This is a genomic window from Arenicella xantha (assembly GCF_003315245.1).
Taxonomy (GTDB): domain Bacteria; phylum Pseudomonadota; class Gammaproteobacteria; order Arenicellales; family Arenicellaceae; genus Arenicella; species Arenicella xantha.
In genome coordinates, this window is record NZ_QNRT01000001.1 from 644,469 (window position 1) to 662,159 (window position 17,691).

Here is a 17,691-nt window from a genome sequence, read left to right on the forward strand (position 1 = left end):
AGCTCCTAGTTACTCTGACTCAGCCGTTGATTCGACGCTTGGCTCATCTGCCAAGTCGTCGTACTCACCGCTGCGAAGTAAATCTTGTATACGTCGATCGATCACGCTTCGAACGTCATCAACATTGGGTTCACTTAACTCGATACCTGACCAATCAAATGCTTCTGGTGTCACCATGTTAGCGCCGTACTCCTCACCAACACGGAACGGACCATGCGCAACCACTTCTTCTTGATTAGACACATCCACTAAAGCAAACCATTTGGCTTCAGTATTAGCCTGAAAAGTGTAGCTGCGAGTGCTCAGCACATGACCTGGCGTACCAATAATCAATGTGTCGTTGAGTAATACCCACTCTTCCGCTCCACGCTCATAGACTTGGAAACCGGCATGACCGACCTCGTTGCTGGTCTCCCAATTAAACTCCACGATTGCGCCGTTACGGGTCGCACTAAAGAAGTTCATTGTGACCGGAGTGGTTGTGAAATTTCGCTGGTACGCAAAATCTATGTCGTTCAACGCCGTTCCACCAGACAGCCCATAAGCTGGCGAGCGGTTATCACATAGCGCCGCGGTAGGCGTATCGCAAACACGTGCTTCCGGTTGTGCTTCACCAGCCAAATCAGGGTCACCGGTTTGTCCGTAACCGTCGATCGGCGACCCGTTAGTGATTACCTCAACGCGGTAATTACCATCCGGCAAGTTGCCAAACGTATAGTCACCGGCAGCATCAGTAACCGTTTCAGTCAGCTTAATGAACGCGTCGTTTTGTTCTACATACAGCTCGACAGTTACACCAGCGGCCGGCGAATCTGGACTCACACCACCTGGTGTTGCATCTAGCTCATCGACCGTTAAGGTGCCATCATCATCCGGCTCAACCAATTCGGCATCTTCTATCACCACGGTACCGCTCAAAGAATTATTACCGACCACACCAAAGTCAGCCGTGTAATTAGGCTCGGCATTACCAAGCTCCAATGCGTAGCTCCAATGTTTGGCGTAGTTATCACCGGCATTCTCAGTAACGTTAGCGCCATTGGCCTCGGTATAAGCACCGGCATCCAATACTTTTACGATGTAACGACCGGCTGGCAAACTAGTACAGTAGTACTCACCATCTTTGTCCGTTCGAACCGTACGAATCAGATTGTCAACGCCCGGTTGAGGCACTACCGAAGACGATAGAATCGACGCGTCACCAGGAGTCTGACTATTATCAGCATCTAACCAACACTGGATAATCACGCCAGGTACACCAGGCTCGTTATCGTCTGAAAATCCGTTGTTATTGGTATCGAAAAAGAAACGACTACCAATTGAAAACAAATCTGTATCAGAGATAAATCCAGCGTCTTGGTCAACCACATCATTGCCACCCGATATGACAATCGGGGTAGGAATTAACTCCAGCGGATTCAAGTCTTTAGTAACATTGTTAATGTCACTAACCACCACGGTGTAGTTGTCATCACGTAGCCCTGAAAATAGGTAGCTGCCGTTTGCGCCAGTAACCGTCGTGGAAACCACATTCCCAGCGCTATCCAATAAGTTCAAAGACACACCTTGTAACTCACCATCAGTAGCAGCCAAATAGTCACCGTTTTGATCCGCATCGGAATAAATCGTGCCAGCAATACTACCTAAGCTTCCCGAGGTGACCGGCACAAAACCAAAGTCTAAGAAACTGATGTTGTGATCAGGGTCAGACAACAACTCCACCGGTGAGTAATTATAGTCACCAAGCGGTAGATTCGTCGGCTGATTGTCGATTAGATCCACACCAGCATTGGTGTCAATGTCCGACTGAACATACTCAACCAAGAAGGTATCCAACATGCCCGTAGCAGAAAAATCGGAGATCATCCAAGAACCATCAGCGTTGGTCGTAGTGGTATAAACCACCGGACCTTGCTGGTTACCAACCGCCGAAGTGGCTTGAGCGGTATCTCTGACATTGATTGTGACACCCGAAATCGGTGCCTCACCGGTGTCGTAACGACCGTCGTTGTCAGCATCTACCCAAACGAAACCAGACATAACACCACTGGCAACGCCATTAACTGTAGTTGGCTCGTGACCAATATCCACATCGGTTACATCTTCACCTTCAGACAAATTGACTGGCGAAGTTGGTGATGTTGGATCGACAGTTTCTTCCAAGCCAAATGGAATGTCATTGCGGTCCGAATCAACGACATACTGACCCGGAGGCAGATCTCTAAAGATGTACTCCCCTTTGGTATCCGTTGTAGTAGTTGCTACAAAGTTAGGATGCGTCGGGTCACAGAAATCAGCAATTGTCGATAAGGTCGCGGTGCCTAAATCGACCAAATTCACCGGTCCAGGCAGACTGTAGTCAACTTCAAAAACACTTTGACCACCACGCTCAAAGAATCGCACTTCAATCGAATGAAGCCCAGCATTCAAATCAACCGTGTTGGCCACGGCTGCAGACGCGTGCGTTCCATCATTATCGACAATTACAACCCCATCGATAGACAAGGTACTGCCATCATCCGAACGAGTTTGGAACGTATACGTACCGGTGCTCGGCGCGGTGAAATAGCCTGTATAGACATAGGCGTAATTTTCAGCCGCATCCGGCACATCGGCGGGCAACAACTCAAAAGACGCCGAGGTCGTATCTAATGACACCGTACCCAATGACTCGATGTCATCAACCGACGCGATGGTATTAGCAACATCATAACGTTGGAATCGCAACACGCCGTCAGGGAAGGTTGCGCCTGCGGCCACGATAGGAGCACGGCACAAATGCACGTCGACGTCGCTTAAATCATATTCTCGATTTGCGGCAGTACCATCGCTGTCTTCATCAATCCAAACTTCACCAGCTATCGACCCAGTGGCTTCTTCACGAATATAACCAAAGTCCACATCAGTGACCGGTGCGCCAGCCACAACTGCATCGAGCGTATCTAAACCACTGGTAATGTCGTAACCAGTTAACAAAGCCGCATCATCAGTGACTGACACCGTGTACGCCGAATCTGGCAGGCCAGTAAAACTGTAATCGCCGTTGGCATCGGTAGTCGTAGTGGAAATCACTTCCGATGGCAATATAAGATCATCCGTCGGTCGGTTAGCAGCGTTAACTGATCCGTTGCCATCCGCGTCAAAACGACTATTTATAATCGTTACACCGTTCAATACGCCATCATCAGAACCATCAACGTTACCGTCTTTATTGAGGTCTACACGCCCATCGATAATAGTCTGGCCGAGATACGATCCGTCATCAGTGTTATCAACCACGCCGTCACGATTTATGTCCAGTAAGCCGTCAATGATTGCATAACTCGGCACACTCAACTCAAGGGTAATATCGGGGATACCCACTTCGCCGCTATCTTCGACACCGTCTTTATCTGTGTCTAAAAATACCGTACCTGAAATTGGGTTAAGCGCGGCATCAACATAGCCAAAGTCATTATCTACCGAGCTTTCGCCAACCAGCAGAGTAATATCCGTGATGTCGTCCTGCACACCATCTGGATCTTCAGTATTGTTACCACTTGGCGGTGTAACGACGACACGATAGTCGCCCGGAGGTAAACCGTCAAAGGCGTAGCTTCCATCTGGGTTGGTACGCGTGGCACTAACCGTTGATTCATAAGACCCGTTGCCATCAGTGTCTTCAAGCAACGTAACTAAGATGTCACTAAAACCAGCCTCGTTATCATCTTGGTCTGCTGAACTGTTGGCGTCGCTGTAGACTGTTCCGGCAATTAACCCAGGGTTGTTATACCCAAAGCTAGTATCCGTTACAGTTTGACCTCCAGCCACAACAACGGGGTCAGAAACCCGTGCTACACCTTCATCGGTGGTACCGGTAAGGCCGGTCAACTTAGATGCTTGGTCCGTAATCCGTAAGGTATAAGTACCATCCGGCAAACCAGTGAATTCAACCACACCAGAAGCATCGCTCTTAGTCGTTGCAACGACGTCACCTGACGCGTTCAATATATCAACCGTTACGCCTGCAATACGCGGCTCATCGGCACCTTGAACTGAACCATCATTCAATACGCCATCACCGTCTTCATCAAACCAGACCGTGTCGCGAACAGTATTGGTCACAGGGCTATCAAACCCGAAGTCCAAATCCATAATTACACGCAAGCCAGCATCAAGCGTGGCTGGGTTACTGGTGTAACCGCCTTCGCTTTGCGGGCCAACGGTTGGCGTGTAACCACTCAAAGCGGTGTCTGCTGGCGAAATAACCACGATATAGTCTGCCGCTAAAGCAACATCTGTAAACAGGTAGTCACCGTTAGCGTTGGTGGTTGTGGTATCGACAACTGCACCGCTAGAGTCAACTAAGTCTAATGACACACCGGCAATACCAGCCTCACCAGGATCTTGAACTCCATCGCCGTCGGCGTCACTCCAAACTCGGTCACCAATCGCACCGCGATTTACACCAGCCGGAATATAACCAAAGTTGACATTACGGATGCGATCACCCGATTCAACCGTGACTGCCTTAGGATCGACGCCACCAATACCCGCAGTATTACTTAGGCCAGTAGGTAACGTACCGTCATCCACATTAACCGTATAGTCACCAGGCAAAACATTCGGGAACAAATAATTTCCATTAGTGTCGGTTACCGTCGTGGCAACCACAACGCCAGCACGCAACAATTGCACGGTTACACTGGTAATACCGGTTTCTTCAGTATCCAGGATTCCATCAAGATCTTCATCTAGCCAGACCTTGCCGCCTAAGCTGGCAGTTTGTGCGTCAACGAAATTATTATCCGCATCAACGCCCTCAGCCGCTGCCAGACTAACTGGTAAATAGCTATCAACGATACTTGCATTGACGGCATCACCACCAACATCTGGCGTTGCATCAACATCATTAACTGAACTCAAACCAGCCGGATCAATTTCGACTAATACGTAGTCACCAACCGGCACGTCAGTGAAAGCATAATTGCCTGAACCATTGGTCACGGTTTGCTCGTATAAAACACCATCGGCTGGGCTGCCATCGCCATTTGGATCGGTGTACAGCTGAACCGTAACGCCACTTAGGTTCGCATCACCAACTCCATCGCCGTTATTGTCTTGCGATACATTACCAGTGATATCTCCCAGCGATGAGGCATAACCAAAATCTTGATCGAAATTACTCACGCCACCAGGGAAGGTCAATTGCGCAACGCTGTTATTGCCACCGTCAGGGTCAGCTGAGTTAAAGGTATTGGCTGGCGGATTTAATACCGTAATGGTGTAGTCTTCGGTGCCGGTTGTCGCCGGAATAGCCGTGTCATTGGCACTCAGTGTAATGCCATCAGCTGCAAGCTCATCGCCAAATACATAGTCACCATCTGCGTCCGTGGTTTCTACACGACAACTTTGCGGCGTAAGATCGTCATTGTCGAGATCACCACAAATCTGTACGTCTATACCTGGAATACCCGGCTCACCAACGTCTTGGATGCCATTGCCATTAGTATCTTCATAGATGCGATCTCCAATTAAGCCAAATCCACAATCAAAGGTGAAATTAAGATCATCAATACCGCCACTGGCTTCCATTTGATACTCGACTCGATCGAAACGCTCAAGTATCACACCACCAAATGCAGCCAACTCGGCGGCCGTGATGGTATTGTCCATGACACACACGACTTCATCGGCAGGTGCTGGGCAGCTAGTAGGATCTTGTTCAAATGGCCCTACTGGCGCAACGCCGTCGTTGGTCAGATCGGCGTGTGTCACACTGACCGAAACACCAGTGGAAGTGTCAGTAAAAATCAATGCGGCAGTGTTGCCTTCGTGATCAACTAAGGTTGCACTAAATTCAGTTAACGGTGTCTCGAAATCAAAGATTATCCGCCCGCCAACAACATCATCAGGCACCAAACCACCTTCACCAACGCCACCAGTATTTCCACCTTCCTGAACAATCAGTGCATTACCTGTATTAGAGAACTCAAGGTCTGGATCATTACCATTGGTGCCGCTATTAGTATTATAAGCAACAGCCTGACCTGTTCCGCCGGTAGCGCTAATAGTGAATCCATAGCCGGCAGGTAGCGGGCTATTGGTATTATCTGCACCGCCAGTAGCATATTCACTATTGAATATAGTCGTGGAGTTTGCTGTGGCTAATGGGTACTCATCAAACGTAATCACGCCGATTGGACAAACACCCGGAGGAATATCTGTGGTGTAGCCGAAGTCTAAATCAAGTCGACTCTCACCAGTGGCCAATGGAACTGCAGAGGTGCTATCACATGTCGTACAAACACCGGACTCATCAGGATCAACTGTCTGAGCTGTATTATTCGGCTGAGTAACTGTCACCTGATAGTTACCAGCACGCAGTGAACCAAACGAATAGTTTCCGTTCGCATCCGTTACCAATGTAACCGGAACACCAACACCATTACCTGCATCTATACCAGCTGGTGGTGTCAACGTAACGGTTACGCCAGGAATTGGTGTATCAATACCGAGGTCGTAGACACCCAGTGTGCCGCCTGAGGCACTATCAAAAAACACCAAATCGCCGATTACGCCACCTGGCGCATATCCATCAACACCGGCGCTCACACTAGACCCGGTAACCGCTGTCACAGCAGAAGGGTCAGCGCCTTCAGTTTGAATATGATTTAACGGGAATTGTGGATCCGTTTCGTCCACATCAACCGTGGTAGTGCCAGCAGGTACTGACGCTGAGTAATTTCCTAAGTTGTTTGTAGAAACCACTTGAGTTGCGCCATTCGAGTCAGTAATGAGCACATCCACATTACTTAAGTCCGGCTCACCGCTATCTTGTTGACCGTTCGAGTTAGTGTCGATGTACAAATGCCCAGTGACGGTCCCAAATGTTGAGTAACCAAAGTCTTGATCCAAATCACTCGCGCCAGACGCTAACGTTAATTGGCTAAAGTTCGGCAATCCGTTATCAGGGTCAGCGGTATTGGTTTGTCCAGCAGGAGGATTAAGCACACGAACCGTATAAACTTCTCCCGCATCAGTAGCGGGTAAGGCAGTATCGGCTGCGTTTGCGGCGCCCCCAACAGAGGCTAATTCATCACCAAACAGGTAATCACCATTTGCATTAGTCGTCTCAATACGGCAAGTATTGGCTGTGCCGTTATTGCCATCTAGATCACCACAGATCTGCACATTAATGCCAGGCAGACCGAGCTCACCAGCGTCTTGTATGCCATTACCGTTAGAGTCGCCAAATATGCGATCACCAATTTGACCAGCCGGTACTACCGCGTTTTGCTGATAACCAAAATCCTGCGCATTGTTAGTAACACCGCCAGTCACGGTGACCACCGAGGTGCTATCTGCGCCGCCGTCCGGATCAGCGGTTTGCGTGTAACCAGATGGTGGCGTCACGGTCACCGTGTACGTGCCATCAGGTAGGCCAACAAAACTATAGTTTCCGTTGGGATTAGTGAACTGAAAAATCGAGTTACCAGGGCCTGCGCCAATATCCACGCCGGCCGCAGGCGTTAGCGTAACTCGTCGATTTGGAATTCCGGATTCACCACCACCTTGCGTGCCATTACCGTCGGTATCGAAGAACACCGTATCGCCAATAATATTACCTTGGAAGTAGCCATCATCGCCGGCATCCGCCGTTGCGCCCGCCACTGCGGTCACATTGCTTGGGTCAACGCCATCAGTCTGAATAAAGCCTGTTGGATATTGTGGGTCTGTTGCATCAATATCAACTTGCGTCACACCCGGTGGCACTAACGCTGAATAGTCACCGTTGGCATCCGTCTCAACAATATGCAAGTTACCAATCGAGTCGGTAATCAACACATCTAAGTTCGGGATATTCGGCTCGCCTACATCCTGTACACCATTCCCATTGGTATCTAAATAGACATGCCCAATCACTTCACCGGGGATGTAATAGCCAAAATCTTGTTCCAAGTTACCGCCACTGCCAGTGAGCGTAAATTGGTTTGTATTATTGGCATCACCACCGGGGTCGTCAGTATTGCTGTAACCCGCTGGCGGGTTAAGTACTTCGACAGTGTAATTATTGGGCAACTTGCCGGTGAATAGATAGAGACCATTACCGTCAGTTGTTTGTGTTTCACAGATGTTTTGTGTCACATCCCCAACTATCGCGAGATTATCGATAAGAAGTCTCTCACCGCCAAAAGCATAGTCATCTGAATCCACAAGAAATCGAATAACAACATTATTGGAGCCGGCCGCAGCCGCAGGCATCGGTAGCGACTCAGTTCCAGTGGTGCCTTCGATGTCAGACCCAATAAAAGTTCTAAGAGTACTGAATCCACCACCGTTCACCGATACCTGAGCTCGAATTCGATCAGTGTTTTCATAGTCTGCAACACCCGGTCTCCAAGAGAAATTTAGCGTAGGATTACTAAATCCAGTTAGATTAACTTGTCGCTGAATCGAAACTGATGTGTTGAATCTTCCGGACAGGCGAAGTTCGCCGCTGTCAATAAAAATAGTACCACCGGTAGCTGAACCACCGTCGCTAGTCTCAGTCCAATTAGACGCCCAATCAGCTGAATTATTATTGTAAGCCGCAGGTGAAAAGCTATCTTGCGCTTTTGGTGTCGAAACAGGCACATCAGAACACAACTCTACGTCAACCCCTGAAATGCCCGCTTCGCCCACTTCCTGAATGCCGTTACCGTTTACATCATAGTAAATTGTGTCACCGATTTGGCCCAGTGGAACCCCATTGTTATATCCAAAATCTTGATCCAAGCGACCATTAGCATCCTCAATAGCTGGAAACGATTGACTATCGCAAGTCGCGCCTGCGCAAACACCACCGACATCAGGGTCGTATGTTTGTTGAAACCCTGAGGGCGCTATAACTTCGATTCGGTAATCACCATCCACCAGTTTCGTGAACAGATAACTGCCGTTGTAATCAGTTCGAGTCAACAACGGCTGGCCCGGCCCGTTGCCTAGATTAACCCCGGCTGGCGGGTATATAAGAACCGACACATTTGGCAAACCACGCTCACCTGGATCGCGCACACCATCAGAATCAAGGTCCTCAAAAATAGTGTCGCCAATAAAAGCAATATTGGCGCTCACTGAACGCACTGTGGTACCAACGTCTACCGCAGGTGCCGCGCCACTTGCCGTATTAGGATCCTGTCCCCACGCGGCTGCAAGAATCGCATCACTGCCATCACAAACAAACACCAGCATGCCGGTTTGATCGCCATCTATATGCGCCGGCACATTGTTCGGCGTATCTCGCCCGCCGTCATATAAACGAGCAGAGTCTAGACGGTTAAGCGACACCAGATAGTCGTAATCGCGGCCAGTGTTTGGGTCAGTGTTTACCCCTCCATCGCCGGCTACATCCACACAAATATCGATTACAGTATCAGTCGGATCACTAGGATTATCAGCAACCATCCAGACCGGCGCATCATTCTCACCAATACCGGAATACAAGTCATCTCTAGAAGGGTCATCACCTTCAGCAAAGCCCACTTGCACAATATTACCCATCAATCGGTTTGATGTGGACGCATGGCCCCAGTCATGCGCAGTATCAGCCTCATCGGTAACGGTTAATGCTCCGAACGTGGCATTCGTGCCAGTGAAAAACTTAGCTCCGGTTAGATTCGGAATAATCTGTGACGCAGACTCGCCAGCAGCTACGGAAATCGGAGTTTGAGCCCCGGCGGTAGTCTCCCAATTAATGATGATATCGTTAGTCGAGGGATTGTAAAAATAGATTTTAGTAGCGGCGCCCGCAGGGGTTGAAACGGGCTCGTAATAAACGCTACCCAACAATGCATCTGGAAATAGAGTAAACCAGCGTGATGCATAAGTGGAGCACTCCTGCCCACTAACAATATTAACTTGAGCAATGTCCGATGTAATGATTTTAGCACCTTGGTTCATTCCAACGCCGACATTACCGTCATCGTTGCGCCCAAGCACTTCCACCGTTTCGCCAGCATCAATTGTTGTCGACACATCACCAGGGTCTGTAAAATCACCATCGCCGTTGGCATCAATAGATACATCGGTATTATCGTTGGCGGCCATAACTGTAACGCCAGTCCACTCAAACTCCGCCGCACCAGAATCTTCGCCCACCGGCAGAGTGAAACTTTGCCCCCACTGAGATTGAGGGAATAACTCAAAAGCACCAGCAAACAAAGTGCCCGATTCTTGCGGGTAGCTACCTGCCCATTGAGCTCGTGTAACATTAATTGTTTCAGTGGCAAAAATACGATCTGAGCCGTCGATGCCGTCTTCTGCTCGACCACTCAAGCCGCGAACCTCTATCTCAGATTGCAAGTTCGCAATCGCGAAAGACTCACGAAATACAACCACTTGCCCCTGTGTTAACACATCGCCAGCATTATTATTGGAGGCAACACCAGGAACCGCGCCATTCGATGCCAAACCATCTCCATAGATCCGAGTGGTCGATTGCGTCGCCTGACTCGGATCACTAGCAATCACGCCGAGATCAACAGGTTCATAACCGTCCTCCCAGTGATCAATCACAATAACGGAACCGGCAACACGAACCACGAAGTCGGTGACCGAATTCATTGGCTCATCTGGGTTTGGTGATGGGAAACTATTATTACATGATGCGTCCGAAGCAATGCCTTCCAAGAAGTCCAAAGCATGGTCGGCGGGTAACGGCACAATGAACTGCTCGCCGGCGTGCGCCGTAGCAGAGCCCAGCAGCAGCGCGACGACCATGGTCGAGAGCGCCGTTCGGGTTGTAGTCAAAATATTTCGCGTCGCGGTCGTCGGACTGGCTTGCTGAACCAGGGCGCCTCGATCTAGGTTAGGAGCATTACATTTCAGTGCCTGCTTAGAACCACTTAAAAATACATTTCGCATCAATAAAAAACCCATCGCAACAAAGCGATTGTCAAACGTTAACGCATGGGTTTTACTGCGAATCGAGTGATTCGCACATCGCTAGCTCGTAGTCAAGGTGTGACTACAAGTGCTAATGGGGATACTTCAAATGACGCCATGACGACTCGGCAGCAAGGAGCGGTTTCGTTCAAAATGGTCAGCGCACACGCCCACCAAATCCCAACACGAAACGAACCTAGTAGAGAGCGCTAACGCACTCTCGCCATCATACAACCCGTTAAAACCATACTTGCAGAGAGCCCACAAAAGACCCTCAAACTCTAAAATAGCTCACAAGATGCCCACCCAAAGACAGCCCTATAAACCAATTCGTTACAACACACCTTGCAACCGTCAAAACTTCTATCGCATATCAACTTCCCCAAACGGAGCTAATTCACGACTTCTTTAAGTGTTGATTTATACCAAAACCTCATAAACCAGCACCTACCTATACTAAATCACCCCAAACTAGTGACACAGTAGCAGTAATAGCATCACAGGAGCTATCGCTGAAACACAGAATTTACAAGTTTCAACAATTCACTTTCTGCGCATGTTTAGCCCAATGAATTTAACCTTGCTTACACGCACCGGCACCCTACCGACACAAAGCAAACCTAGTATTACATCGAAAATCTGGATTAGATTAGAGTTAAAAGTCGCCAAGAACTTGGCTTAGAGACCCCACCCGGCCAATCAAACACTTTAGCATCAGCGTCCACCTCTAGCGCTAATGCATTACCGCAAGCAAAATATAATAGCAAAAGCAATGCTCGTTTCAAAGCGACTTATGCATAGTTTTTTACTTAAAAATCAAGACATTCCTGACAACTTATCAGGAATTAACGTCACTCACACTGCGACCTAAAAAGATAAAGTGCTCAACGATTTCGGCCAATACAGTTCAGATCGGCAAATGACTCTTCTAAACGCGTAACAAAATACTCTTCGGCTTGTCGCAACATTTTGCGTGGATCGTAGTACTTTTTATTAGGCAAATCGTCACCGTCGGGGTTACCTATTTGCGTCGCAACGTAGTCGTTATACTTGGCAAAATAATCCCTTAAACCAGCACTAAATGCCCACTGCATATCGGTATCAAGGTTCATCTTGATGACACCGTAATCAATTGAACGCCGAATATCATCTTGCGATGACCCTGAACCACCATGAAACACAAAACTAACTGGCTTAGTGCCGGTTTTATCAATCTGGTCCGCCACGTAGTTCTGTGAGTTCTTTAAAATCTCCACCGACAATTTGACATTACCTGGCTTATATACGCCATGCACGTTGCCAAAGGCCGCCGCCACTGTGAAGTTATTACTAATTTTGCTCAAGCGCTCATACGCATAAAACACGTCAGACGGATGCGTATAGAGCTTGCTGACATCAACATCCGAGTTATCAACACCGTCTTCTTCGCCACCGGTAATGCCCAACTCAATTTCCAAACCAACTTCGATTTTACTTAAGCGAGTTAGGTATTTCTCACAGATTTCGATATTGTCTTCAAGACTTTCCTCAGACAAATCAAGCATGTGCGAGCTAAACAACGGTTTACCGAACTGAGCGTAGTAATCTTCTTGATATTCGATTAGATGGTCGACCCAAGCAATATTTGCAAGCGAGCAATGATCAGTATGCAAAATAGCCGGCACACCATACATTTCTGCTAGCTGATGGACATGCATAGCGGCAGAGATACAACCAGCTGCCGAAGCCTGCAAATTATCATTCGCAAGACTCTTGCCGGCATAGAACTGTCCACCACCGAATGACAATTGAACAATAACCGGCGACTCGACTTTAGCCGCGGTTTCTAAAATCCCGTTGATGGTGCTGGTGCCAACGGCATTAACACCCGGCAAGGCATAGCCATTTAGTTTAGCGTCTTCATAAACATCGATTAATTCTTGGCCGTATAACACGCCCGCACGAAACTTGCTCATGGTCATTTCTCCACATGCTTCATTACTGTCAATAACCACGCCAATGATACGCTCATTTAGCCCGGCAGCTCTCTCGGGCGTATTGTAAACACATCGACATTTATTTGTCGTCTAAATCCTTATGGATAACATGGATAGTGGTCATAAAATCGACGATTAAAGTGCGAAGGCAACGACGCTAAACGGGTCAGAATAGCGTCGTTGCATCTGCATTCCCCCTCACGTGGAGGAGAGAGGAAGGAGGGGAAATAATACCTCTTACCGACCTTACGGCTGATAAGCCACAAAATAGTGGAGCAGCAAAAACTAGGCCGCTTCACTATAGATTGACAGCACAATTCTTGGCGACCAACTAACCGTCATAACGTAAACTTGAACGTTCAAATTTACGTTATGACGAAGTTTGAACCCTCCATCCGCCGCACTTATTAAGCAATCCGCTATACTCAGATCACAAAAATAACAATAAGTCATTGCACTCCCACGCAATCGATCAGGAGATCGAACCTATGACCGACCAAGAATCGAGCACACTCCCAACTGCCAGCCGCGCTACCTCCGACCGACTTGCCAAGCTCAGCTGGACCGAACGACTCGGTTACGGCGCAGGCGATGCCGGATTCAACTTTTACTGGGCCTTAATCGGCGGCTATTTAGCGGCCTTTTACACCGATACCTTAGGACTAACCGCCGCTACCGCAGGCGCCGTGATTTTAGCCACCAAAATTATTGATGCGTTTACCGACCCCATTATGGGCGCGGTCGCCGATCGCACCAACACCCGCTTCGGCAAGTTTCGCCCATATCTTATTTACGCCAGCGCACCGATGGCCGTGGTCTCGGTATTAGCTTTCACTACGCCAGATTTATCGTACGACCAAAAAGTAGTCTGGGCATTCGTAACCTACTCCTTGATGATGGTGTTTTACACCATTCTTTCCACCCCTTATTCGTCTTTGTCTGGTGTTATTACCGGCAACGTTAAGGAACGAAACTTGCTGATCTCAGTTAGGTTTATATTTGCTTTTGGGGCTTCTGCTTTGATTGGATTCTTTACCCCCAAACTCATCAACTTGCTTGGCGCAGACAACCCCACACTTGGTTGGCAACTAACTGTGGCTGTATACGGATTTATTGCTGCCATTATCTTCTTCATCACATTTAAAACTACACGTGAAAGGGTTGCACCGCCCCCACAACAAAAAAGTAACCCACTGACCGACATCAAAGACCTAATCCATAATCGGCCGTGGGTAATTCTATTTTTCCTAGCGCTGATACTAATGATCACCATCACCTTGCGTGCCGGATCTTCGTTTTACTATTTCAAATATTATGTCGGGCGAGAAGAGCTGGTCGGACCCTACCTTTTTTGGCAGTCAGTCGCGCTCGGTGTTGGTTGCTTTATGACGCCATTCTTATTACGTGTGTTCGACAAACGCACATTGCTAATCATCCTTATGTCAGTAGTAAGCGTGCTTTCAATCGCCTATTATTTTGTGCCTAAAGACATGATCTGGGCGATGTTTACTCTTAACATCCTAATTAGCTTAGCACTTGGGCCAAAGTCACCATTGACGTGGTCAATGTACGCCGATGCGGCCGATTATAATGAATGGTCCACGGGTCGCCGAGCAACGGCAATGACGTTTTCCGCCGCTACCTTCTCGCAAAAACTAGGCAGCGCAGCAGGCTCATTTGCAATGCTAAGTATCCTCGGCTACTACGGCTATAAAGCCAACGAGGCGCAGAATGGCGCCTCGTTAGACGGTATAAATTTCTTACAGACCGCCCTACCCGGCATTTTTGCGGCCATAGCCATTGTGTTTGTGTTGTTTTACAAACTAAATGACCAACAACTAAGCCGGATTCAAAGTGACTTAGCTGAACGAGCAGACGCACAAGGTTAGAGCATGTCGATTATTAACGTTTCAGATGACCGTCGCAGCATAACCTTACTCTCGCCGACCGATATGCCGGCCGCGTCCGCATTTTTGTGGAATTCGAGCATGATGATGCAAGTTAACTGTCGCGGATACGCAACCGCGCAGTTCATGCAACCCGAACCCGCCAAATACGCCTATGCGCCAAACCTTGAAGCCAAGACCTTCATGCAGCCTGAGCAGCCGTATTATGCACATCATCCTGGCCGCTTTTTCTATTTAAAGGACCTCGACACAAATGAGCTTTTCTCTGCGCCGTATGAACCGGTGCGCAATGCACCTGACAGCTTTGAGTTCATCGCGCGGCAAGACACCATTGCGTGGAAGATCCAAAAGAGCCGTTTATCGATTGAAATAACGCTAAGTCTCAGCCCCACGCGGCCATTAGAACTTTGGCAAATTAACGTTACAAACTTGAGTGAACAACCGCGTCGTCTAAGCCTGGTGCCTTACTTTCCTGTTGGTTACATGTCGTGGATGAATCAGTCGGCGATGTTTCGACCGGAGCTGAGCTCAATCGTCTGCTCAGCCGTAACGCCGTACCAGAAATACCCAGACTACTTTAAACAACGAGACTTTAAAGACCTCACGTTTCTGTTGGCCGAATCTTTCCCTGACGCTTGGGAAACGCGGCAAAGCGCATTTGAGGGCGAAGGAGGACTGCACGCCCCCAGCGCCCTACACCAAGAGCGACTTTCCAATAGCGATGCTATCTACGAAACCCCGACGGCAGCATTACAATACCAATTAACACTGCAGCCCGGCGCAAACAAGCAGTTCCGCTTCGCATTTGGTCCAGCCAATGATCATGCCGAAATTGCTAGCATTAGCAACGAACTCTTTGGCTCAGAGACCGGTTTTGATGAACAACTATTAGCATACAAAAATTACCTAAAGCAGAGCGAAAGCCCATTAAAAATAGCGACTCCGGATGCAGAGTTCGATGACTTCGTAAATCATTGGTTAGGCCGACAAGTGTTCTATCATGGTGACGTCAATCGACTCAGCACGGACCCTCAAACACGAAACTATCTGCAAGATGCCATGGGCATGAGTTACCTCAAGCCAGAGCGGACGCGAGATGCGCTATTACGGGCATTGAGTCAACAACAGCGTTCCGGAGCAATGCCCGACGGCATCCTGTTGAGCGAATCCGCCGAGCTAAAATACATTAATCAAATACCGCACATGGACCACTGCGTGTGGCTACCAGTCTGTTTAAGTGCTTACCTCGACGAAACCGGCGATCTTGGAATACTGAATCAGCCGCTCAGCTTTGCTGACTCTGACGACTCACTGACTGTGCAACAACATATCGACTTAGCGCTGTTGTGGTTGTTCGAGCAACGCGACCATCGAGACCTCAACTATATCGCCCAAGGCGATTGGTGCGATCCGATGAATATGGTTGGCTATAAGGGCAAAGGCGTCTCCGCCTGGCTAACACTGGCAACCGCCTATGCCTCGCAATTGTGGGCCAACATTTGTCAAGACGCCGGACGCGAAACAGAGGCTAAGCAATTCAACTCAAACGCCGATGCACTTAATGCCGCCGTCAATACGCACTTGTGGACTGGCGATTGGTATGCACGCGGCATTACCGATGACGACGTAGTATTCGGCGTGCCAACGGACACAGAAGGACGCATATTCTTAAATCCGCAAGCGTGGGCAATTTTAAGTGGCGCGGCGAGTGAAGCGAAACAAGCGAGCATGATTGACGCCATTGAGCGCGACCTCGAAACACCGTATGGCGTGCAGATGCTTGCCCCCGCCTACACGAAAATGCGCGAAGACGTAGGCCGAGTCACACAGAAGCATCCAGGTTCTGCCGAGAACGGCTCGGTATACAACCATGCGGCAGGGTTTTATGTTTACGCCTTGTATCAAGCCAAACAGCCCAACCGAGCCTTTCGCCTTTTACGACAAATGATCCCCGGGCCAGACGACTCTGACTTGCAACAACGCGGGCAGCTACCGGTTTTTATCCCCAATTATTATCGCGGCGCATACCGTGAATACCCTCGCACCGCGGGTCGTTCAAGCCAACTGTTTAATACCGGCACAGTCCACTGGTTCCTGCGCTGCTTGATAGACGGACTCTTTGGCGTACGCGGCACCAAAGAGGGTTTAAAAATAGACCCGCAGTTGCCGCAAGATTGGCCGCAGGCATCACTAGACCGACACTTTCGAGGTGCTGATTTCCACATTGAAATCGTACGCAAGCCGGCACTCAAACAAACATCTATCATAGTTAACGGGGAGCGACTTGCCGACACAATCATTCGTTCGATCGATACCGGCAAACGTTATTCTGTAACGGTGGAGGTTCCGTGACGGCCCAAAGCACGCCCAGATTAATCGTGGTTATGGGCGTAAGTGGTTGCGGAAAATCCACCGTGGCCGAGTCAATCGCAGCACATTATGGCTATCATTTCATTGAGGCCGACGACTACCATTCAGCAGCCAACAAAGCACATATGGCGGCTGGAAAACCACTCACCGACGCCATGCGCGAACCGTGGATTGCCAAACTGAAACGCGCGGTAATCGAAGCTGCAAATGCAAACACGGCAGACTCACACACTAGCTGTGTATTGTCATTTTCAGGGTTACGTAAAGCACATCGACAACAGATACGCGATACACCGTTGAACACTTTATTTATTCATCTTAACGGCGACCCGCAGACAATTTTGGAGCGAATGTCAAAGCGAACCGACCACTTTATGCCGAGCGCTTTGCTCGATAGCCAGTTCGCCGCTCTGGAAGATCCATCGACAGACATGGCAACGGTAACCATCGACATTAGCCCGCCGCTGACGGAGGTTGTCAGCAATGCCATTGCCGCGATAGACCTGTTCTATCACAACACAGCTCACTAACAA

At 48.9% G+C, this 17,691-nt stretch carries 5 protein-coding genes; 3 read left to right on the forward strand and 2 right to left on the reverse strand.

Features of this window, described 5'->3' with window-relative positions; genetic code table 11:
* Positions 1 to 9: 9 nt before the first annotated feature.
* Positions 10 to 10,884: an SdrD B-like domain-containing protein gene (locus DFR28_RS02760; RefSeq protein ID WP_170131953.1), complete on the reverse strand. Its 10,875-nt coding sequence runs from the start codon at positions 10,882 to 10,884 to the stop codon at positions 10 to 12.
* 905 nt (positions 10,885 to 11,789) lie between these two features.
* On the reverse strand, positions 11,790 to 12,866 hold the full coding sequence (gene fbaA, locus DFR28_RS02770) for a class II fructose-bisphosphate aldolase (protein ID WP_113953387.1): 1,077 nt from the start codon (positions 12,864 to 12,866) through the stop codon (positions 11,790 to 11,792).
* 503 nt (positions 12,867 to 13,369) lie between these two features.
* On the opposite strand from fbaA, the gene DFR28_RS02775 reads away from it, so the two are divergent.
* From DFR28_RS02775 to DFR28_RS02785, 3 genes are read left to right on the forward strand one after another with little or no spacing between them, the layout of a single operon-like run.
* On the forward strand, positions 13,370 to 14,770 hold the full coding sequence (locus tag DFR28_RS02775) for an MFS transporter (protein WP_113952768.1): 1,401 nt from the start codon (positions 13,370 to 13,372) through the stop codon (positions 14,768 to 14,770).
* A gap of 3 nt (positions 14,771 to 14,773) precedes the next feature.
* Positions 14,774 to 17,140 carry a GH36-type glycosyl hydrolase domain-containing protein gene (locus tag DFR28_RS02780; protein ID WP_113952769.1) on the forward strand — a complete coding sequence of 789 codons (2,367 nt, stop codon included), beginning with the start codon at positions 14,774 to 14,776 and terminating at the stop codon, positions 17,138 to 17,140.
* Entirely contained in the window at positions 17,137 to 17,688 is a 552-nt protein-coding gene (locus DFR28_RS02785) for a gluconokinase (RefSeq protein ID WP_211316824.1), read from the forward strand. Before DFR28_RS02780 ends, DFR28_RS02785 begins: the two co-directional genes overlap by 4 nt.
* Positions 17,689 to 17,691: the final 3 nt, after the last annotated feature.